Origin of the sequence: Spirosoma sp. SC4-14 (assembly GCF_037201965.1) — a bacterium.
Taxonomy (GTDB): Bacteria; Bacteroidota; Bacteroidia; order Cytophagales; family Spirosomataceae; genus Spirosoma.
Window position 1 is genome coordinate 2,174,914 of sequence record NZ_CP147518.1, and the last position, 19,560, is coordinate 2,194,473.

Genomic DNA, 19,560 nt, shown 5'->3' on the forward strand with positions numbered 1-19,560 from the left:
TCAGGACACTCCGGTTGATTGCTGTCACAATCCAACTCGAAAAGGTTTGGGGCATCACTACCTTTCAGAGTCTGTTTCCGCTTATCAATCACAATCGGATAAATTATATACAGTTTTCACATCTCGTCCATTTACATTGGTTATAGCCTCCACAACATATCCCGAGGTACTTTGCTTGGAAGATACCAGAGGTATTGCGGCTGAAACTCGAATCGTTCCACGAGGTGTGTAGGTAGAAACAGAACCAGAAGAAACGTAGTTGTTTGTGATAAGGTTATTGGGGGTTTGCCAGAAAGGCAGTTGGAGTAAACGGAGGGGATTTTTGTAGGGCAAATAGGCAAACGAATTTGTAGTGATCGACGAATTTTCTGTAGGCCCTTCTACTTTGATCTCACTAACATTTCCTTTTGCGTCATATGTAAACGTCACCGCACCCGACGACCCAGCCGTTTCAGGTTCATAACGATAAATGAGCGTGTCTTTATAAATTACGTTGAAACGATCGATAGAAATTCCAATATTGTTGACAATCAATCGGGTCAATTTTCCGTTCCTCGATTCTGCATCAATCTGAGTTATGAGGGTATCAATAGCAGTTCGAGGATAGACAACCATTATTTGCTTGAGTGTTCCGTCTGCTTGGTACAAGTAACGGTATTTAGTAGGAGGTACTGTAGAGCCCTCCGCTGTTGTTAGAATGGAACTTACCCGGTTTTTTTCGCCATAAGTAACGGTATAAATAGTGTGACGGCTTCCATCGTACACATCCCATCCAATTAGTCTACACATAGTTGTAGGCTTCGCATTGGGTGCCGAGGGGCTATCTTCGCGATTGCACCCATTCAACAGAAAGAATATGATTCCAATCGAACATAACGTGTACAAATTAAGAGCAAATTTCATGGATACTTACAACGGGTATTGGAAGGAAAGGCAAACGTTTTGAAGAATATTACTTATTATGAATGGCTATTGTGCAAATATATTTTATTTAGCTGAGGGTGAGCGTAAATAGGAACCAGCGAATCTTTCACCTTATACACATAGTTCCTCTGTAGATGAAATAACGACAAGGTTGCTTAAACGATTGATAGGTTTTCAGCCATTCTGAAAGACTTGCTGAGGGATGCGATTGGATCGGTGACTGGCTGGCTGTAAAGTCTATCTTTCCCAAACCCTGGTAAACGGACGGTCATCAATGTAAACGTATAATAGGTAAATTCAAGCGGTAGCTCATAAAAAACATACCTTTGGGGGTAGCTATAGCATTCCGTTCAGCAATGACTCAGAAAGCCATCGATATTAAGGAAGCCCGACAGATTATCCGGATGATTCTGGCCAAATCAAGTTGGATTCTGCCTGTTTCGCAGCAGGTATATTATTCGGTATTTGCCAAATCGATCAAAGATGTTCAGGCAGTAACGGTAGACTTAAATCATACGGCTCAGGTGTTGAGTACGGTTTTAAATCAGGGCTGGCAACTTAATAAATCGGTCGAATGGATCAATCAGGAGCTACTTTTTGAGGCCCATGCTGCCTACTTTGGCGATCGATTGCGTGTAATGCTGTTTGCATTGAAGCGCCAGCGCGGTAGTGATGAAGCCCTGGATTTGTACAATGAACGCCTACGCCGATTTGACGTAATTAAAGATTTTCTCTGATAGCGTCGGGCAAAAGGAAGAAGGGTTGTTTCAATGTACCGATAAACCAGATTACTTTAGTTTGTGTATAGAACAGGATAAAGAAAATTTCCGCCTATAGAATCAGTATAATTGAATTGATAAGTAAAAAAATACGCCATATTGGTTTCATTGCATACAGGACTTTCACCCAGGGGCGAGCCACGGTTTAACTGAGCGCAACGCAGAAGCGTAGCAGGGGTTTGCCAGCATCAGTACACATAAAGCCAATTGCGAATCAATGACAGCCAGGAACAGAGATGTTGTTGAATAACTCGATTATAGAAACGAGGCTACTGGCTGATCGACTATTGGTAAAAGAAATAGGAGCAAACAAGCCGATAAGACTAAAATGGCTTATCGGCTTGAAAAAAAATTTAGATAGAAAGCCTTTGGGGTGTTGCCATGAGTAAAAAGAAAATAAAAAATAAAAATGATCATGCTGATTCGGCTCCCTTAATGGTGGGAATCGGTGCTTCGGCCGGCGGTGTTGAAGCGCTTATGTCCTTTTTTGAACAGGTTCCGGCCGATTCGGGCATGGCTTATATTGTCATTCTGCATCTGTCGCCAAACTATGATAGCCAACTGGCTCATATCCTCCAGAGTGTGGCCAATATTCCGGTTATTCAGGTAAATGAAAAACAGCCAATAGTTCCTAACCAGGTATACGTTATTTCTCCAAACCGGCATCTGCAAATGGCAGATGGAAGCCTGCTTGCTTTACCCAATCAGCGGCTGGAAGAACGACGAGCTCCAGTAGATATTTTTTTCCGAACCCTGGCCGATGCTCAGGGTTCGCACGCTATTGCCGTGATTCTGTCGGGTTCCGGAGCTAACGGTTCTATGGGCATTAAACGCATTAAAGAGAATGGAGGAGGGGTTTTTGTACAAAATCCCTACGAAGCCGCCTTCAATGAGATGCCCCGCAATGCGATTGCTACTGAATTGGTAGATGATGTTTTGCCAGTGGCTCAAATTCCGGCCCGCCTGATGGCTTACCGGCAAAAACTAAAGACAATTGATATACCTGAAGAAGTGGGTCAGCGGCCGCAGGACCAGCAACAGGCTTTGCGGGAGGTGTTTGCGCAATTACGACTCCGAACAGGACACGACTTTTCCAACTACAAACGCCCCACGCTCCTACGCCGGTTAGAACGCAGGATTAGTGTTCGTAACTTGGCCGATCTGCCCGCATATGCTGCATTTTTGCATGAGCATCCCGAAGAAACGCAGGCGCTGCTGAAAGATTTACTTATTTCAGTAACCAACTTTTTTCGCGACAGTCAGGTATTTATAACCCTGGAGTCAATGCTGAAAACGGGTCTGCTTCAGGATAAAAAAACAGACGATTCTCTTCGGATCTGGGTGGCGGGCTGCGCCACAGGCGAAGAAGCATATTCATTGGCCATGCTATGTGTTGAACTGATTCCTGGCATGATCGAAGCTCCCAAAATTCAGATTTTTGCTACCGATATCGACGAAGCGGCCATTGCTACTGCCCGCGAAGGGTTATATACTTTCAACGACATTGCCGATGTATCTCCGGAACGGTTGCGCCGGTTTTTTACCCAGGAAGGAGAATCCTATCGGATCGGTAGCGAAATCCGCGAAATGGTTCTTTTCGCTCATCATAATGTGTTGAAAGATCCGCCTTTTTCCCGGCTGGATCTGATAAGCTGCCGGAATCTGCTGATCTATTTTAATCCAACAGCTCAGGAACGTGTGCTGGAAACATTTCACTTCGCCCTTAAGCCAGGCGGTTATCTGTTGTTAGGGCTGTCGGAAACGGTAGATGGAGCCAATGACCTGTATGTGACCGTAAATCGGGAGCAGCATCTCTACCAGAGTCGGCCGGTTGTTTCGCGCCCTTATCCGGTACCCGAATCAGTTCCTCGCTTTGCGCCCGAAATTAAACGAGCGCCCCAGGTGCTGGTCGAAACTTCGGGACAACAGAGCAGCCGGATCAACTATGGCGATTTGCACCAGCAGCTATTGGAGCAATATGCCCCCCCGTCCATTATTGTCAATGATCAATACGACATTCTGCATGTTTCGGAGCGGGCAGGGCGTTATCTGCACATTGCGGGGGGCGAATTATCTAACAACCTGCTTAAACTGGTGCGCCCCGAACTGCGGCTTGAACTTCGAACAGCCTTTTATCAGGCAATTCAGCGACAAACCAATGTTCAGGTGCCTCCCCTTAATCTGAATCTGGAAGGAAAAACCGAAACGGTTGTTCTGCTTGTACGCCCTGTACTACGGCCAGAAGATCCGGCCAGGGGCTATTTTCTGGTGCTCTTCGATACCGTTTCTTTAGGCGATGCCCAGCCCGACAGTATAATAAGTTCCGTTGAACCCGTAGCCCGGCAACTTGAAGAAGAATTGATTCGGGTGAAAGCACAACTGGCGGCTTCCAATTCCCATCATGAACTGCAGGCCGAAGAACTTAAAGCTTCTAACGAAGAACTACAGGCCATGAATGAGGAGTTGCGATCAGCAGCCGAAGAATTGGAGACCAGTAAGGAAGAACTACAGTCGATTAACGAAGAGTTGACAACGGTTAATCAGGAATTGAAAGTCAAGGTCGAAGAAGTGTCGCTAAGTAGCAATAATCTGAGAAACCTGATCAATTCAACCAAGATTGCAACCCTGTTTCTTGATCGGGGCTTTCGGGTTAATCTGTTTACACCGGCTGCCGGCGAAATCTTCAACCTGATTCTATCTGACTATGGTCGGCCACTGACCGATATAACGCACCGGTTGAAAGACAGTCACCTGCTGGAAGATGCGGAAGAAGTATTGGATAAGCTTCATCCTATTGAACGGGAAGTATCGACAACAGACGGCCGTAGTTTTATTATGCATGTACTGCCCTATCGTACGGCGGAAGATCGTATAAATGGCGTTGTGGTTACGTTTGTCGACATCAGCCGACGCAGGGAAACCGAAGAGAACCTGCGCCAAAGCGAAGAACAGTTTCGGCTATTTGTGACAACCAGTTCAGACTCTCTCTATAAAATGAGCCCCGACTGGACAGTCATGTATCAGTTGAAGGGGATGTCTTTTCTTGCCGACACCGAGTATCCTAACCGAAGCTGGTTAGAGCAGTATATTCCATCAGAAGATCAGGCTGCTGTACAGGAAACCATTCGGCAGGCAATTAATGGGAAAAAACCGTTCGAATTTGAGCATCGTGTGATTCGGCGGGATGGTAATATTGGCTGGACGTTTTCGCGGGCTGTTCCGTTGCTGAATAAGCAGCAGGAGGTTGTCGAATGGTTCGGTGCAGCCACTGATATTACGGATCGGAAACAGGCGGAAGCAACAATTAAAGAATCGGACCAGCGGAAGGATGAGTTTTTAGCCCTGTTGGCTCATGAACTACGGAACCCAATTAGTACTCTGTCGAATGCGCTGATGCTCCTGGAGGAAACAGGTGGCGTTGATGAGCAGTTTCCTCTGGACGTTGTGCGGTCTATTATGAGCCGGGAAGTAGCCCATCTGGTGCGACTGGTGGATGATTTACTGGATATAAGCCGGATTAGTCGGGGTAAAATAGAGTTGCGCTGTCAGCGGCTTAACCTTACTGAATTTGTTGCCGAAGTGGCTTCTACGGTGCGCCCTCTGGTAGAGAAAGCACACCACCAGTTTAAGGTTCATTTACCCTCCGAACCGCTCTATGTTATGGGCGATGCCGACAGGTTGACTCAGGTACTTCGCAACCTGGTCGATAATGCTATTAAATTTACACTGTCTGAGGGGGTTATTGAACTTTCGCTCGAACGAATAGGGGATGAAGCCTTGCTGCACATAGTAGACAATGGGATTGGTATTGACGAAATAGGGTTAAACCAGATTTTTACTATGTTTACTCAGTTAGATATGTCGCATACCCGCCCTCAGAATGGGTTAGGGCTGGGGCTGGCGCTGGTGCGTGAGCTGGTGCGCTTACACGGTGGAAGAGTCGATGTTCGGAGTAAAGGATTAGAGAAGGGTAGTGAGTTTATTGTGCGCCTGCCTCTGGCCACTAAATGAAACAATTAAGGAACCAAACTATGGATTTGACCAATACTCAGTCGACCAGAGAGGTAATTTTGCTAATCGATGATAACCAGGATGCAGCCATGCTTATGGAAAGAATGCTGCAATTAAAGGGCTATCGGGCTCATGTTTGCCATGATGGCCAGACTGGTCTGGAAGCCGCAGAACGGTTGCGCCCTGCGGTTATTATCATGGATTTGGCGATGCCGGATATGGATGGTTTTACCGTTTGCCAACGAATTCGTGCTCAGCCCTGGGGCCGTCAGATGATGCTCGTTGCGCTATCGGGTTATAGTAGTCAGGCCGACCAGGAGCTAAGTCGGCAGGCAGGATTCAACGCACACTTAATTAAACCTGCTGATTGGCCCATTTTAATAAAATTGCTGGAACAGGGGCTGGCAACTGATCAAGGCTAGCGTAAGCGAATCGAATTATTGCGTAAGCCGTTTTTGAACGCTAGTTGCGTTCGCTATTCGACGGCAGGCGGTGTAGAAAGCGTTGGCCACGGCTTTCTGCAAGCAACGCAGCCAACGCTCAAAAAGCGGGCATTAGACTTAAGCCATTAGCTCAACCAGTTGCCTGGAGCAAATCTGCCATGCACTTAGTGGGTGCCAACAAGGCCAGGGTAATCGGCCGGGGGCTGGATTTGGTCAATGGGCGATACGGAAATAATCAGTGTTGCTACTGCCTGTTTAGTGTTGTCTTCTGTCATTATGACCCAGTCTGTGGCTAAGATCCGATGCGTTTTATGACCAATCGGGTCGTGGACAATCGGGTCTGCTGCCTGTTTACTACTGATGGTAATATTAATAGCATCGCCTGCCTTGCAGGTTGGCACAAAGCTAAAATAGCCGTCGGCTACAATTACTCCCTGCTTCCCTTCAGCCGACGGCTGATAAAAGATAACTTTCAAATTTTCTGCTTCCTGGCTCATCATAACGTGACTGGGTTTGTGTACACTAAGTCTTTAACAGGAATGATTCGGTAAATGTTAAGCAGATAAACGGTTTAGAGTACATAAACCGGTATTTTTACAGCTACAAACGTACGATTCGGGGAGGAATAGTAAGCCCGAAGCGTTTATATAGTAATCCTACATCCTGAAAAACGTATAGTTTACGAGTACAAATGAGTGAAAATTTATTTCAGGCTAGTACCGCAGCCCGCTATATCGGGCAACCTGTATTCTACGAGCGGTTGGTTGCCGATAGTTGGAAACCAGTACAAAGCGAGCTTACACCAGCCGTATTTGCTTATCTGTTCCGGGCTAAAGACAAGGTGCGGAATATTCAGATTGAACTTCGTCCGGTGTCCCAGATCACACAGCACGAAGCAACAGAGTGCTTTCGGCTTGCATTTGGCAGAATCAATCAACGGGAAATTGTGGCTCACGTTCTGGACGGAAAAACGCTGTCAGTTTTATCAAACCCGATAGGAAAACCAGTCGATTTAGAACTTCAAATAAGCAGTAATGGCATCATCTGTGGCTGTATGAAAGGCCAGGGACCCGATGATGAACCTGTCGAATTTTCGCAGTTTATTAACGCCGTTGGGGTTATTGATTATCTGGATTCGATCGGAATAGCTCTGCGCGGGGAATTGGAGAGTGGCCTAGGCATTGCCAGACCTGTTCTGGCTACGGACGAAAGCATTGCCTGACCAGTCAGGTGAGGGCTGATCTGGCGGAGTTAATTATCGATGTAGCGCTCGTATACAAAACGGCCCGGTCAATTGACCGGGCCGTTTTGTATACGAGCTTATGCTTAAGTATGAATAATTTCCGGGAGTAAACTCGGGTCGAAACCTAATTTCGACTGGATCTCCCTCAACTTTTCTTTTAGTTCTTCAATATGCATGACAATACCCTCTTTAGGCATTGGATAGTTCGCTCGTGCTGGCTTACTGCTGGATCTGCGGTAGCGACTAACCGACTCTGTCCAGCTCTCCTTTTTTAACTTTTTTTGCTTTTTCATAAACGTTGGTATTTACTGCATAGTAATAAAGCGAAAAACGGGCCAGAAAGTTATTAGTTGCTATCGAACGTTATTCAGAAACAGGCCAAGCGGGCCGAAAGGGCAGATTTGGTGTTGCGTAGCGATCTATGTGTTCCGTGGGTAAAATTGGCAATGGGCTGACTTTCTTGTTTATACAGGCAGGATCGCGTCGACGCAACGGCGTTCGTTCATCGATCCACGCGCTCGTCCTATTTCCTTACTTTGTTTAATCAACGCTCATGGCCGAATACCAGACTCCGAAAGATCGTGCATACACCAACAAACTCATTAACTCGGCTCCCAAAGAAGCTGCGGCATTTCTGAATCTTAAATACACCGCAGAGCGAAAAGATGGTGTTATCCCGGTTAAGTATCGCGAATTGATGTCGGTTGCTGTTGCCCTGACAACACAGTGCGCCTATTGTATTGAATCGCACATTCAGAATGCCGTCGAAGCTGGTGCTACTCAGGAAGAAATAGCCGAAACCGTATTTATTGCAGCCGCAATTCGTGCAGGCGGAGCGGTTGGCAATGGACTTATGGCTATGCGTCTTTTTGAGGAAGCAAGTACAGCAGCTCGCTGAGTGCGTTTTTTTATGAGCCTGGAATGCCAGGATACCCTTCACGACTTCTGAAATGAACAGTTTTTGCCCCTTAGAATCGTCTGCTTTTCAGATGTTAGCCGGTATTGTTCGTTCGGCTATAGCCCTTATTTTGCTGGCTGGTAGTTTCTGCGCTTTTTCGCCTGCTTATGCACGAATTGTGCGTATCGAAATCACTCATCGGCAGTCGCCAACGTTTGAGGGCAGAACCTTTGGAAGAGTAGGCGTTTACGAAAAACTCAGGGGTCGCGCTTATGGAGAAATTGACCCTAAACAACCCCAAAATTCCCTGATTACCGACATTACACTGGCTCCACGCAACAGAAATGGCATGGTAGAATATGCAATGGATATTTATATTCTAAAGCCTGTTGACCTAAGTGCAGGGAGTCATAAACTTTTTCTGGAAGTCAACAACCGGGGTGGTAAACTGTTCGGAGGGTTAAATACGAGTCGGGGCGGGAACGATCCGACCACGGCCGCCGATGCTGGCGACGCGTTTCTGATGAACCGTGGTTATACGCTGGTTTGGAACGGTTGGGATATTTCGGCAACTGCCGACAACAATAACCTGACCATTACGGTACCGGTGGCTACTCAGTCTGATGGTTCACCCTTAACCGGGCCTTCGTATGAATATATCGTATTCGATAATCCGACCGCACGCTCCTATAAATTAGCTTATCCTACTGCTTCACTCGATAAAAGCAAAGGGAAGCTCACTGTACGTAATCGGCTGAATGATGCTCCGAAAACGATCGGCCCCGATGGCTGGGAATATATCGATGACCATTCCATTCGATTACTACCCGCCGGTACTGCGTTTCAGCAGAGTGCTATTTATGAGTTTGTGTATACCGCTAAAAATCCATTAGTAGCAGGGCTGGGCCTGGCAGCTACGCGCGATTTTATTTCTTTTCTGCGCTATGCCCAGGCCGATGAGTATGGCCATGCCAATCCACTTGCGGCTGATGTGCAGTATACGTTTTCATACGCTTTATCGCAACCGGCACGCTATCTGAACGATTTTCAGACGTTGGGGTTTAATGCCGATGAACAGGGCCGACGTGTTATTGATGGTATGGAAAACTGGTTGGGTGGGAGCAGTGGAGTTGCCATTAATTATCGGTTTGCCCAGCCCTCGCGAACAGAACGTAACCGCCAGAATCACTTTTTCCCGGAGGCTATTTTTCCATTTGCCTATCCTGTACTGACCGATCCGTTTACGGGAAAAACGGCAGGTCGCCAGTTCCGATGTCGGGAGAGTGACACGTGTCCTAAGGTATTCGAGATCAATTCCGCTAATGAATACTGGGTTAAAGCCGCATCACTACTGCATACCGATTTAACCGGCAACGACCTGCCAGACCCGGAGAATGTGCGTTTTTTTCTGATTGCAGGTGCTCAGCACGGCACCGGTAATGCAACAAATCGGGGAATATGTCAGCAACTACAGAATCCTACCAATGCAGAACCCGTACTGAGAGCACTATTTATTGCGCTGGAAGAATGGGTTACCAGAGGAATTAAGCCCCCCGAAAGTAAGGTGCCCCGCCGTGCCAATAGGACCGCTGCTATGGCCATCGCTCAACAGGATTCGCCAACGGGAGTAGTGCCTCAGGCATCTCTTGGCTGGCCATCCATTCCTAATGTTACCTATTCTGGTCTTGTCACTATCCGGTATCAGCTAAACTTTGGTCCTGAATTTGATAAGGGCATCCTTGCTCAGTATCCTCCCAGCCTGACAAAGCGCCCTGTATATGCCTGTTTTGTATCGAAAGTAGATCAGGATGGCAATGAAATAGCCGGGATTCGCTTGCCAGCTGTAGAGGCTCCAATCGCTACTACAACCGGCTGGGCTCTGCGGAGAGATGACTATGGGAAAGATGACGGCTGCGAGTCGGCAGGACAGTATATTCCATTTTTCAGAACTAAACAAGAACGGACCGCTATGGTAGAAGCTGGATCTGTAGATCCACGATTGTCGCTGGAAGAACGTTACCAAACGCACGATGGGTATGTAAACGCCGTACGGCAAAGCACTCGAAAACTAGTTCAGCAGCGGTTCTTGCTGGAAGAGGATGCTCAAAATTATATCCGGGAAGCCGAAGCCAGTAGCGTGCTCAGGTAAACGAGCCGGTGTTGTTTAACCCAGTAAAAAGACTTCGGCATCATTCCAGACCAACCATGTAGAGATCAAAGCCGCCTAGTCCACCGGGCCGGTTCGACGAAAAAATCAATAGGTCGTAATTGAAAGCAGTTCTTAGGTCGCGAGGAATTATTGGGCGATAGTCATCGGACGATGAATTGATCCGGGAACCCAGGTTTTCGGGAGCCGACCAGGCACCGTTGATGTTTCGTGAACTATATAGGTCGTAGCCACCCTGTCCACCGGGGCGGTTCGAGGTAAACACCATTTTGTTATCTATGATAAAGGGGCATTTGTCGTCGTATGGACTGGAAAGACTTTCGACCTTTTCAATAGGAAATTTCTCGCCCGATCCCAAAACGTCCAGAAGCGACTTGTTGGTAGGAATAATGGCCCGGTAGATGTCGAAATTACCATCCCGGTTTGAGGTAAAATATATTTCGCTATATCGTGTCGTATAATACTCACCGTTTGGCGAGTTGGAATAAAAAGTGGGATAGGCATCGTCGGCAGAGCTGTTCAGGAACGAAACATCCATTGGACCCACAAACGCCCACCTGTTGCCTACGGCGTTGTAGCCAAAACGAATGTTCAGATTGCCCGCCTGATCATCGGCAAAAAGTGTCAGGAATTGACCATTATGTCCGGTATTGTCTTCGAGCTGAGGAGTATTGAAGGGGAGAGCAAGCGGGCCAAGAACGTTATAAGCGCCATTAATAAACTGTAGCTCATTCTTCAGCGTGCGGATGCTTTCCAGTACATCACTTCCGCTAAAAACGGACGTATTGGCCGACAGTTTATCCGTTTTGTCGTCATACGTGAGATTGAACGGCATACAAACCAGATTAAAACGATCCTTTACGGCGCGTTTCGATGAAAAAATGAGCGGCCCATACCCGTACTTATTGGAAGGAAGAGTTGAATTATAATCGTCGTACTCGGAGTTGAAGTCCGTTAGATTTATGGGCTCTTTCTGAAACTTTCCATCTTTTTGCCCAGGATGGATAAGGTTACATGAGTTGAAAAGCCACACCAGAGTAAGTAGAGACACAAGGATCAAATAACGCATAGTTAAGAAGGGATAGAACTATACAAACGTATTTAAAATGTCGGCATAAGACAATTGTTAGTTACTGCCAGTAACCATCCCTTTACTTTCCCTAACTGGTTTTGGTAGCTTCATTTGGCTACCAAAACCAGTTGGAAAGGAGCTCAAGCTACTTCATACTCATGCGGGTCTTCTTCAAAGAGTTCAACTTTGTAAAAGTGATTTCGGCAACGTACACATATATACGCTTTAACAGGAAGGCGCTTGGTGATACCCTTCCGGGGCCTACGATTTGGTTCCGAATAGCCACAGGCCGGACAACGTTTGCGAAAGCTAACTTTTCGATAAAGGACGATCAATAGGATAACTGCCAGCAGAAAGCCAGCAGCGCGAGTGAAAAGAGGATTCATCGTTCAATTAGGTAGTACGCACGAAGCTACTTATTAAGATTTTGTATATGTAAATGATTTTATGTTAATTAATTATTCGGTATCCGAAATAGGTAGAAACGTTGGGTATAAGTAACTAATAAAGATAATTTTGATTGGAATAAATGGTAAAATTAACCTGATTGGAATCATTCGTCGACAAAGGAGAGAGCTACTAAAGTCGGTTATAGGAAAGAAGCCCAGAAAAAGCCCCGACAACTAAGCAGCCGCCGGGGACCCGGTTATTTCTAAACCCTTAATTAGGGATTCAAATATCCTAAAGAAGAACTACTATACTATCAGATTAATTGGTTTTTAACCAGATTGCAGCCTGTTTTAGCCCGTATAGGCACTGAGCCGAAAAAAGGTAAAAGAAGGATATTTATTATGCAGGGAAAATACTATCCGATAAAGTCGATGCCAGGTACGATATTGAAATGATTAAAACCATAGGTTTTTGGGGTTATTGGTTCATCAGCTCGGCAGATTGAGCATTTACGGTTTCCCATAAAAACGGTAGCCAGATGCCCGAATGAGCGTCGTAGACTTCGGTAGCGGCTTCGCAGGGGAATAGCTTGTAGTCGAATTTGGGATAATTGTGAACCAGGTAGCCAGGGTAATAATAGATCTTTTGCTGATGGCGGGCATGATTGATTTTCTGCAACATCAGGAATTTACCCAAACTATATTTACGGTAGGCTGGATGGTAGAAATTCATAATGCCTGCAATACTATGGGTGCCGTTGTCGAAAATTCCGGCCGCAATGAGCAGAGCCCCATCCCGAACTTCAACAACGTATGTATCGAAAACATTGTAAGTAGCCCCATCGAACAGACAAGATTCTACAGAACCAGGGGCATCGAAGTTAATGGCGTTTCTGTAGAGCGTATAAAGAGCCTCTATTTCGTCCGTCAGTCGGAAAGGCTTTATAGTTACCGAAAATGGATCATTCTGTTTGAGCAACCGAAGCTGACTTTTTCCGTATGAAACATTGCCTAACACGATACGGAGCCAGTGCACCGAGTAAAGGATATTATCAAATGCGACAAACTGACACGTAAAAATGTACTGCTGCATTCGAAAATATCCTTTGCTTAGGCATATATCCAGTTCGCTTCGTTTCATTCGGGTAGGTAGATTTTACTGTACTGATCTGGCTTAATTTAAACACAAATTTTTGAAACTGGTTCAGTTGATAACATCAATTTAGTACCCTGCCGCTAGAGACTACGGTAGAATAGAATTGAACGTTGCAGGGGACCCGTAACCAAAATAGGAGCCAGAATCAGACATCGGCAGGCAGGTAGATCTGAAACGTACTGCCTTCATTGGGTTTGCTGGTGGCCGTAATAATGCCACTATGGTTAGTGACAATTTTCTGAACAATGGCAAGCCCAATTCCTGTACCTACGTATTGATTTCTACTATGCAGTCGTTGAAATACCTGGAAAATTCGGTCCAGGTATTTTTCATCAAATCCAATGCCATTATCTTTTATGCTCACCAGATAATAACTGTTCGCTTGCGAAGCAGCGCTTAAACCAGGTGGTAATTCGGCAAAGGTAAGTTGTTGCGTATGAATATGAATTTGAGTTGATATGTTTGGGCGACGAAACTTTAAGGCATTGGATAACAGATTCTGAAAAAGTTGCCTGAACTGCGATTCGTCTCCTTTTACGGTTGGCAGCGAATCGATGGTAATTGTAGCCTGGGCTTCGCTGATAGCAATCTCCAGATTGTCGATAACCTGATCGATAACCCGCTTCAACGGTACATTGACTGTTAGCTGCTGGTGCGTCGTGATTCGGGAAAAGGCAAGCAAATCTTTAATCAGCGTCGACATTCGTTCGGCCGCTAGTTGCATTCGGTGAATGAGGTCGGCCCCCTGTTCTAGCTGATCGGCATACTGTTCCTGCAATAGTGTTCCAAACGACTGTATCTTCCGGAGTGGTTCCTGTAAGTCGTGCGACGCAATAAAGGCAAACTGCTGTAGGTTATGATTGGCTTCCCGTAAATCTTTATTGAGTGATTCCAGCTTGAACTGTGTTTGCTTTAGTTCGGTAATGTCGAGGAACGACATGACCAGAAACTCGTTCTGACGAACGCCCTGTACTTCGTACCAGATATCGTATCCATCCTGGGTATAATGGTTATGATAGCGGAGGGGCATGCCCGTTTCGGCCAGTTTCAGGTATTGGTCCCAGACCTTATTGTTAACCATGCCCGGAAATACCTCCAGCGTGGTTCGGCCCAGTAGTTCATGGGCCTGTCGACCTGTCATTTGCTGAGCCATTCGATTAATCAGTTCATAGCGCAGATCAACAACTGAGCCGGTGTCTGGATCGCGAACGATTGAATAGAGGGCAATAGCTGTTAGCGCATTGTCGGTAACAAAACGGAGCTGGTCAGCCTGTTGTTCAATTCGTGCATTGGCTTTCTGCAACGCCAGCGTTCGGACCTGCACCTGCTGTTCCAGTTCCTGCGCATACTCGCGCTGGGCCGTAATATCTCTGGCAATGCCTCGGAGGAGCAATTTCTTTCGATCGGTATTATCGCGAACTATCCGCGAAAGGGTCTGGTAGAGTCGCTCCTGGCCCGTCTGGCGATGTTGAATCCGGCACTCCAGAATCAGGGTTGTGTTGATGGTAGTTGAAACCACCCGCTCCAGGGCCTGCTTTACTTCGTCCCGATTTTGGACCAGATCAACCAATTGCTGAAGATCAATAGGTTCCTGAGCCGAAAAGCCCAGCCATTCTTTGGCGCGTTCGGAGAGCAGCAGGGCTTTGTCAGAGAGGTTGATTTCGAAGGTCCCGAGTTCGGCCAGTTCAATTGCTTCCCGCAGCCGTTCTTCACTCGCTCGTAATAGGGCGAGGAGTTGCTTCTGATCGGCCTGGGCTTTCACCTGAGCTGTTACGTCCTGAACAATGCTGATGAAACTATCGGGGTTTCCATCCTGATCGCGCACAAGTGCCGAGCTAACCTGCCCCCATACAATTGAGCCATCTTTGCGGAGGTAACGTTTGTTGAACACATACGAAGTTGATTCGCCCCGGAGTAGTTGGTTCACCAGCCCTACATTCTCGTCAATATCGTCGGGGTGGCTAATGGTTCTGAAGTGTTTATCGAACAACTCCTCCTGCGAATAACCTACGAACTCGGCAAACGCGGTATTGATTAGTTTTACGTTGCTTTGAGTATCCAGAATAACTACCCCAACCGCTGCATTGGTAAAGGCCGTCTGAAACTGTTGTTCAACGGTTTTTAGCGTGGCTTCCTTGTTTTTTTCGTCGGTAACGTCCTGAGCCGTTCCTGAAAAGTAAAAACTTTCTTCTGATTGTGAAATGGTAGCCCGCCCGGTAATACGAATCCATCGTATGGTTTCATCGGATGGGCTGCTGATTCGATAGTCGATAACGGTTGGTTTTCCGGTATGACGACTAGGGGGATTGCTCATCGCATACCGTAAGTGAGGCAAATCCTGAGGATGAATACGGGCCAGAAATTCGTCCAGACGAATCGACGCTTCTGACCATGCATATATTCGCTGACATTGTTCATCCCAAAGAATCCGGTTTTGATGCGGAAACATTGTCCATAAGCCAATACCTACAGCCTGAAGCGCCTGACTGGTTTGTTGTTTAATCCGCTGGAGTTCAGCTTTTACTGCAAGTAACTCCTCTTCAACGCTTTTTGTACTGCCCGCCATTTGTATAAAGTTATACCGCCTTCGTACAAAAATAGACCAATCTGTTTATGTCGTAAGTAGTTTATGTGACTTTTTTAGTGACAATGTCCTGTTTTTTAACTTTCGCTACAGTTCGTGCGCAACATAATTGTAGTGATCAGCTAAAACAGAAAAAGCCCAGACTAGGCAGTCTGGGCTTTTTCTATAAGCAGGGGCGCTTATAAATAGTCTACAATTCGTTTTCCAATGATGCCATTCTGCAATTCGCGACGCAGCACCGCTCTCCGGCGACGGGGGTGCGTAGAGATATACATAGCCCGCATTTTCAGCATAAAACTCGTGACCATATATAATCCGAACAAACCGCCCAGAATAAGCAGCGATTGCGTATTGGTAATGTTGCGGTGCAGGAGGAAGAACAGGATTGTGTTTAGCAGCGATGTGCCACACAAAACGGCTGTTGCCTGAGCGTGCGTAAGCCCATTATCGAGTAAAATGTGATGCATATGATTCCGGTCGGCCGAAAAGGGGGACCGACGCGCCAGAATACGTACCAGAAACACACGTAATGTGTCGAAAATAGGCACAATCAGGATCACGATAGCAATAATAGGAGCGTTAAAGAAAGCAGTTGGCTCAAAGCGGTAGGAGGCATTCAGGCTCACAAAACGTACGGCAAAGAACGCAAGCATGAAACCAATGATTAGCGAGCCGGTATTACCCATAAATATCTTGCTGGTTTTCGAAAAATTGAACCGAAGAAAACCAAGCAGCGCACCTGCCAGCGTGAATGCCAGACACGCCATCGTAAAATGATTGGTTAGCAGAAACCAGGCTCCAAACGTGCCGCTGGCAATGGTGGCAATGCCGCCGGCAAGGCCATCAATACCGTCGATCAGATTAATGGCATTGGTCAGGGCAATAAAAATGAAACAGGTCAGCAGGATACTGATTACTTCATCGATATGGTGGAGCCCCATAATTCCGTATAGATAATCGACCCGCAGATCACCGAAAAAGATCAGAATCATAGCAGCCAGTACCTGAAACAGAATTTTTTTGTTGGGATCTATACCAACCAGATCGTCTTTGATGCCGATGAAAAACAGGATCGTCATTCCGGCCACCGACAGATCAGTTCTGTATACATCGGTCTGGTCGATACTGGGCCACAGAAAATAGGCAATTAAAATAGCTGCGAAGATGGCAATCCCGCCGAAGGTTGGAGTAGGCGTGGAGTGAGACCGACGGTCGCCGGGTTTCTCCATCAATGATTTTAATTCAGAAATTTTGATGACGACAGGAATCGACACTACAGAAACAAAACAGGCAACCAGAAATGCCAGAACTGATTGGTACAGCCCCAGCGCGAACAGATCGTCGTTTAGTTTATTTTGTAGATATGCAAATAATAGATCAAGATTCATAAGGCTTCAAGTTGGGTGAGTAGCTCACCGGTTGGATTCGTTACCAAAACAGTTACCAGACAAGCCCATTTAACTAAAAATATGTGGACAGTGAAAATGCAGATTAATTCAGATTTACCATAAAAATCAATTCTTTAGCTAAGAACACAAGAATAATTTGATTGAACGGTTCTCTGATTACTTACCGTTCTGGTTCGGTTGTGCGGGTGGTTTGGTAACATATTGCTGTAATTTACGAAGGGGTTTAAGCCACAGTGTGAAAAAATAAGGTTTCAATCCGTTCATTTCCCAGGCCAGCCGATCTTCTTTGTTGGCTCTAAGCCTGTTTTTTAAACTGCTATTACTGATTCCTCCAGCCCGCATCACAATAGTAACTTCATCCATGTAAGCGAGTTTGGCCTTATTTTTGTGAATGAATCGAAGCAACAGTTCGTAGTCTGCTGCACTTTTCATGTCGAGCCGGAACGTACCATATTTTTCGTAGAGCCAGCGCCGGGCAAAAAACGATAAATGGCCGGGCATCCAACCCCACAAAAAGGCCCGTTCATGATACCATCCCGAACGCCAGTAGCGTTTCAGCTTCTGGGTATTGGTGCGGTCTACGTAGAGCATATCGCCATAAACAGCATCGCTACCGGTTCGTTCGAAGGTGGCGACCATGTTTGCAATGACCCGGTTATGCCGGTAAAAATCGTCGGCATTGAGCAACCCAATTACATCGCCCGTGGCCATGCCAATTCCTTTATTCATGGCGTCGTATAGACCTTTATCGGGCTCCGATACAAATTGAGCAATTTTTGTACCATATGAGCGAACAATGTCTACGGTGCCATCGGTCGATTTTCCGTCAATAATAATGTATTCAATGTTCGGATAAGTTTGATTCAGTACTGAATCGATGCAATCCCGGATGTGCTCCGCTCCATTGAACACCACTGTAATGATCGATACGTTCACGCCCTGATAATTCGTTTGCGGACCAAAATGGCCGGATTGCCCTGATAGATTCCGTACTCCTCCAGGTCGCGCGTGGCAACCGAGTTGACCGACAGTACGGCATGTGAATGACAGCGAACGCCTGCGCAGACAATGGCTTTGGCACCAATCCAGACGCCATCGTCAAGCGTGATAGGCCGGGTTGTCAGATCGAACGTCGACCGGCGGTAGTCATGATTGCCAGTCAGAATCATAGCTCCCTGCGATAGGCAGGAATGATCGCCAATAACGACCTGGCTCAGGTTATCGATCCATACTTTTTCGCCAATCCAGACGTAGTTGCCTAGCTCCAGGAACCAGGGATATTTGATGTTGACGCCGGGCTTAATCACAACGCCCTTTCCCATCTTTGCACCAAATAGCTTCAGAATGAAGCGCTTAAAAACCATGGGGAGGGGGAGGTAAGAATTTATCAGAACGGCGTTTACCATAAACCAGACTATAATTTTCCAGCGAGGGCCCGGTTTATACCAACTAATGTCATATACTGATAAATCAGTTTTTCTCTCTATTTGTTCAGGACCGATTGCCTGGGCTGAGGTCTTTGCCATAGTGCGTTCGGAAAAATTGGATAATTGCCTGCTTGTCGCGTCCGGCATGATAATACACTTCAAACATCTTGGCATCTACCAGAAAACGGTACCACAGGCCCTGTAAGAAGTGCCACATCAATCCTTTCTGCCCATCTAAAATTCCTAGTCGAATAAAGTACCGATAGAAAAAATACAAAAATGGCCGAACAAATAACGGCAACGACGCATATTGTATTTTTAGGTACCGGGTTCGTTGTTCCTGGGTGCCTAACAACTTTGGTTCAACGCGTTGTGTCTCGTCGAAGTTATACTTAATATTCAGCAAATCAATGACTTCGCGAATAGCGTAATTATTATGTTTTTGTGTCCACCACGTTAAGTTATTGAGATTGTGGTCGACCAGATCGTGCTGAAACTGAATGGTTTGTCCCGTTGATAGCTTAATATGCTCATCCATCCAGGTTTCTTCGCAGATGCCTTGCTCGCGTCGCCATAGCCGAAGCAGCCAGATCGGATAGTAAGCGCCATGCCGAATCCACTGATCGAAAAACATCACCCTCCGCTTAACGTATATGCCCGATACGTCTGCGCTTATGGTCGACAGTTTCTGGTTGATTTCAGCCGCTAATTCGGGCAGAACATATTCATCGGCGTCCATGCGCATCAGCCAAGTGGTCTGGAAAGGCGTATTGGCGATTCCGTAGTTAAACTGGATCGCATAATTGATCCAGGGGTTTTGTACGACGACAGCACCTAGCGAACGGGCAATTTCAACAGTGCGATCCGTTGAAAATGAATCAACTATAAAAACCTTATCCGTAAACGGGTGCAGGCTTTGCAAACACCGGGCAATGTGTTTTTCCTCGTTGTGTGTTAGAATAATGACAGATACGTCGGCCATGCCCAAGTAGTAGATCTATTAAAATAGTATAGCTGTAGATTATATTTAATATCTAGAAGCAATTATTTTTACAAGA

Annotated in this window: 16 protein-coding genes; 6 read left to right on the top strand and 10 right to left on the bottom strand. The window is 46.3% G+C overall.

Going from position 1 to position 19,560, the window contains the following annotated elements; all coding sequences use genetic code 11:
• Positions 1-84 precede the first annotated feature (84 nt).
• Entirely contained in the window at positions 85-903 is an 819-nt protein-coding gene (locus tag WBJ53_RS08785) for a hypothetical protein (protein WP_338875708.1), read from the bottom strand.
• Between the two features lie 377 nt (positions 904-1,280).
• On the opposite strand from WBJ53_RS08785, the gene WBJ53_RS08790 reads away from it, so the two are divergent.
• From WBJ53_RS08790 to WBJ53_RS08800, 3 genes are all read left to right on the top strand, one after another.
• Positions 1,281-1,661 (top strand): hypothetical protein, encoded by a 381-nt coding sequence (locus WBJ53_RS08790; RefSeq protein ID WP_338875709.1) that lies wholly within the window; start codon positions 1,281-1,283, stop codon positions 1,659-1,661.
• Positions 1,662-2,084: 423 nt separating this feature from the next.
• Entirely contained in the window at positions 2,085-5,714 is a 3,630-nt protein-coding gene (locus WBJ53_RS08795) for a CheR family methyltransferase (protein WP_338875710.1), read from the top strand.
• A gap of 20 nt (positions 5,715-5,734) precedes the next feature.
• Positions 5,735-6,136 carry a response regulator gene (locus WBJ53_RS08800; protein ID WP_338875711.1) on the top strand — a complete coding sequence of 134 codons (402 nt, stop codon included), beginning with the start codon at positions 5,735-5,737 and terminating at the stop codon, positions 6,134-6,136.
• Between the two features lie 185 nt (positions 6,137-6,321).
• Here WBJ53_RS08800 and WBJ53_RS08805 read toward each other — a convergent pair whose 3' ends face one another.
• Complete coding sequence (locus tag WBJ53_RS08805; protein WP_338875712.1) at positions 6,322-6,657, bottom strand: hypothetical protein; 336 nt, start codon at positions 6,655-6,657, stop codon at positions 6,322-6,324.
• Positions 6,658-6,848: 191 nt separating this feature from the next.
• On the opposite strand from WBJ53_RS08805, the gene WBJ53_RS08810 reads away from it, so the two are divergent.
• Entirely contained in the window at positions 6,849-7,379 is a 531-nt protein-coding gene (locus WBJ53_RS08810) for a hypothetical protein (RefSeq protein ID WP_338875713.1), read from the top strand.
• Between the two features lie 104 nt (positions 7,380-7,483).
• Here the strand turns inward: WBJ53_RS08810 and WBJ53_RS08815 are convergent, their stop codons facing one another.
• Complete coding sequence (locus WBJ53_RS08815) at positions 7,484-7,693, bottom strand: hypothetical protein (protein WP_338875714.1); 210 nt, start codon at positions 7,691-7,693, stop codon at positions 7,484-7,486.
• 260 nt (positions 7,694-7,953) lie between these two features.
• On the opposite strand from WBJ53_RS08815, the gene WBJ53_RS08820 reads away from it, so the two are divergent.
• Positions 7,954-8,298 (top strand): carboxymuconolactone decarboxylase family protein, encoded by a 345-nt coding sequence (locus tag WBJ53_RS08820; RefSeq protein WP_338875715.1) that lies wholly within the window; start codon positions 7,954-7,956, stop codon positions 8,296-8,298.
• A gap of 52 nt (positions 8,299-8,350) precedes the next feature.
• A complete protein-coding gene (locus tag WBJ53_RS08825; protein ID WP_338875716.1) occupies positions 8,351-10,447 on the top strand; it encodes an alpha/beta hydrolase domain-containing protein in 2,097 nt (698 codons plus the stop codon).
• Between the two features lie 40 nt (positions 10,448-10,487).
• Here WBJ53_RS08825 and WBJ53_RS08830 read toward each other — a convergent pair whose 3' ends face one another.
• The 7 genes from WBJ53_RS08830 to WBJ53_RS08860 form a co-directional block, all read right to left on the bottom strand.
• Positions 10,488-11,534, bottom strand: a complete 1,047-nt coding sequence (locus WBJ53_RS08830) for a hypothetical protein (protein ID WP_338875717.1) — start codon at positions 11,532-11,534, stop codon at positions 10,488-10,490.
• A gap of 870 nt (positions 11,535-12,404) precedes the next feature.
• The gene (locus WBJ53_RS08835) at positions 12,405-13,067 is read right to left on the bottom strand and encodes an arginine-tRNA-protein transferase (RefSeq protein WP_338875718.1); all 663 of its coding nucleotides are present in this window, start codon (positions 13,065-13,067) and stop codon (positions 12,405-12,407) included.
• 160 nt (positions 13,068-13,227) lie between these two features.
• Positions 13,228-15,648, bottom strand: coding sequence for a PAS domain S-box protein (locus WBJ53_RS08840; protein ID WP_338875719.1), 2,421 nt, complete (start codon positions 15,646-15,648; stop codon positions 13,228-13,230).
• Positions 15,649-15,845: 197 nt separating this feature from the next.
• Entirely contained in the window at positions 15,846-17,054 is a 1,209-nt protein-coding gene (locus WBJ53_RS08845; RefSeq protein ID WP_338875720.1) for an MraY family glycosyltransferase, read from the bottom strand.
• Positions 17,055-17,231: 177 nt separating this feature from the next.
• Entirely contained in the window at positions 17,232-18,011 is a 780-nt protein-coding gene (locus WBJ53_RS08850) for a glycosyltransferase family 2 protein (protein WP_338875721.1), read from the bottom strand.
• On the bottom strand, positions 18,008-18,601 hold the full coding sequence (locus tag WBJ53_RS08855) for a WcaF family extracellular polysaccharide biosynthesis acetyltransferase (RefSeq protein WP_338875722.1): 594 nt from the start codon (positions 18,599-18,601) through the stop codon (positions 18,008-18,010). The genes WBJ53_RS08850 and WBJ53_RS08855 overlap by 4 nt, the downstream gene beginning before the upstream one ends.
• Positions 18,567-19,484 (bottom strand): glycosyltransferase family 2 protein, encoded by a 918-nt coding sequence (locus WBJ53_RS08860; RefSeq protein ID WP_338875723.1) that lies wholly within the window; start codon positions 19,482-19,484, stop codon positions 18,567-18,569. The genes WBJ53_RS08855 and WBJ53_RS08860 overlap by 35 nt, the downstream gene beginning before the upstream one ends.
• Positions 19,485-19,560 lie beyond the last annotated feature (76 nt).

What these genes read in the sequence shown, in the direction of transcription:
- WBJ53_RS08845 (WP_338875720.1), bottom strand. Translation starts at nt 17,054, where the DNA reads ATGAATCTTGATCTATTATTTGCATATCTACAAAATAAACTAAACGAC.
- WBJ53_RS08840 (WP_338875719.1), bottom strand. Translation starts at nt 15,648, where the DNA reads ATGGCGGGCAGTACAAAAAGCGTTGAAGAGGAGTTACTTGCAGTAAAA.
- WBJ53_RS08815 (WP_338875714.1), bottom strand. Translation starts at nt 7,693, where the DNA reads ATGAAAAAGCAAAAAAAGTTAAAAAAGGAGAGCTGGACAGAGTCGGTT.
- WBJ53_RS08805 (WP_338875712.1), bottom strand. Translation starts at nt 6,657, where the DNA reads ATGATGAGCCAGGAAGCAGAAAATTTGAAAGTTATCTTTTATCAGCCG.
- WBJ53_RS08800 (WP_338875711.1), top strand. Translation starts at nt 5,735, where the DNA reads ATGGATTTGACCAATACTCAGTCGACCAGAGAGGTAATTTTGCTAATC.
- WBJ53_RS08825 (WP_338875716.1), top strand. Translation starts at nt 8,351, where the DNA reads ATGAACAGTTTTTGCCCCTTAGAATCGTCTGCTTTTCAGATGTTAGCC.
- WBJ53_RS08835 (WP_338875718.1), bottom strand. Translation starts at nt 13,067, where the DNA reads ATGAAACGAAGCGAACTGGATATATGCCTAAGCAAAGGATATTTTCGA.
- WBJ53_RS08860 (WP_338875723.1), bottom strand. Translation starts at nt 19,484, where the DNA reads ATGGCCGACGTATCTGTCATTATTCTAACACACAACGAGGAAAAACAC.
- WBJ53_RS08810 (WP_338875713.1), top strand. Translation starts at nt 6,849, where the DNA reads ATGAGTGAAAATTTATTTCAGGCTAGTACCGCAGCCCGCTATATCGGG.
- WBJ53_RS08795 (WP_338875710.1), top strand. Translation starts at nt 2,085, where the DNA reads ATGAGTAAAAAGAAAATAAAAAATAAAAATGATCATGCTGATTCGGCT.
- WBJ53_RS08820 (WP_338875715.1), top strand. Translation starts at nt 7,954, where the DNA reads ATGGCCGAATACCAGACTCCGAAAGATCGTGCATACACCAACAAACTC.
- WBJ53_RS08830 (WP_338875717.1), bottom strand. Translation starts at nt 11,534, where the DNA reads ATGCGTTATTTGATCCTTGTGTCTCTACTTACTCTGGTGTGGCTTTTC.
- WBJ53_RS08790 (WP_338875709.1), top strand. Translation starts at nt 1,281, where the DNA reads ATGACTCAGAAAGCCATCGATATTAAGGAAGCCCGACAGATTATCCGG.
- WBJ53_RS08785 (WP_338875708.1), bottom strand. Translation starts at nt 903, where the DNA reads ATGAAATTTGCTCTTAATTTGTACACGTTATGTTCGATTGGAATCATA.
- WBJ53_RS08855 (WP_338875722.1), bottom strand. Translation starts at nt 18,601, where the DNA reads ATGGCAAAGACCTCAGCCCAGGCAATCGGTCCTGAACAAATAGAGAGA.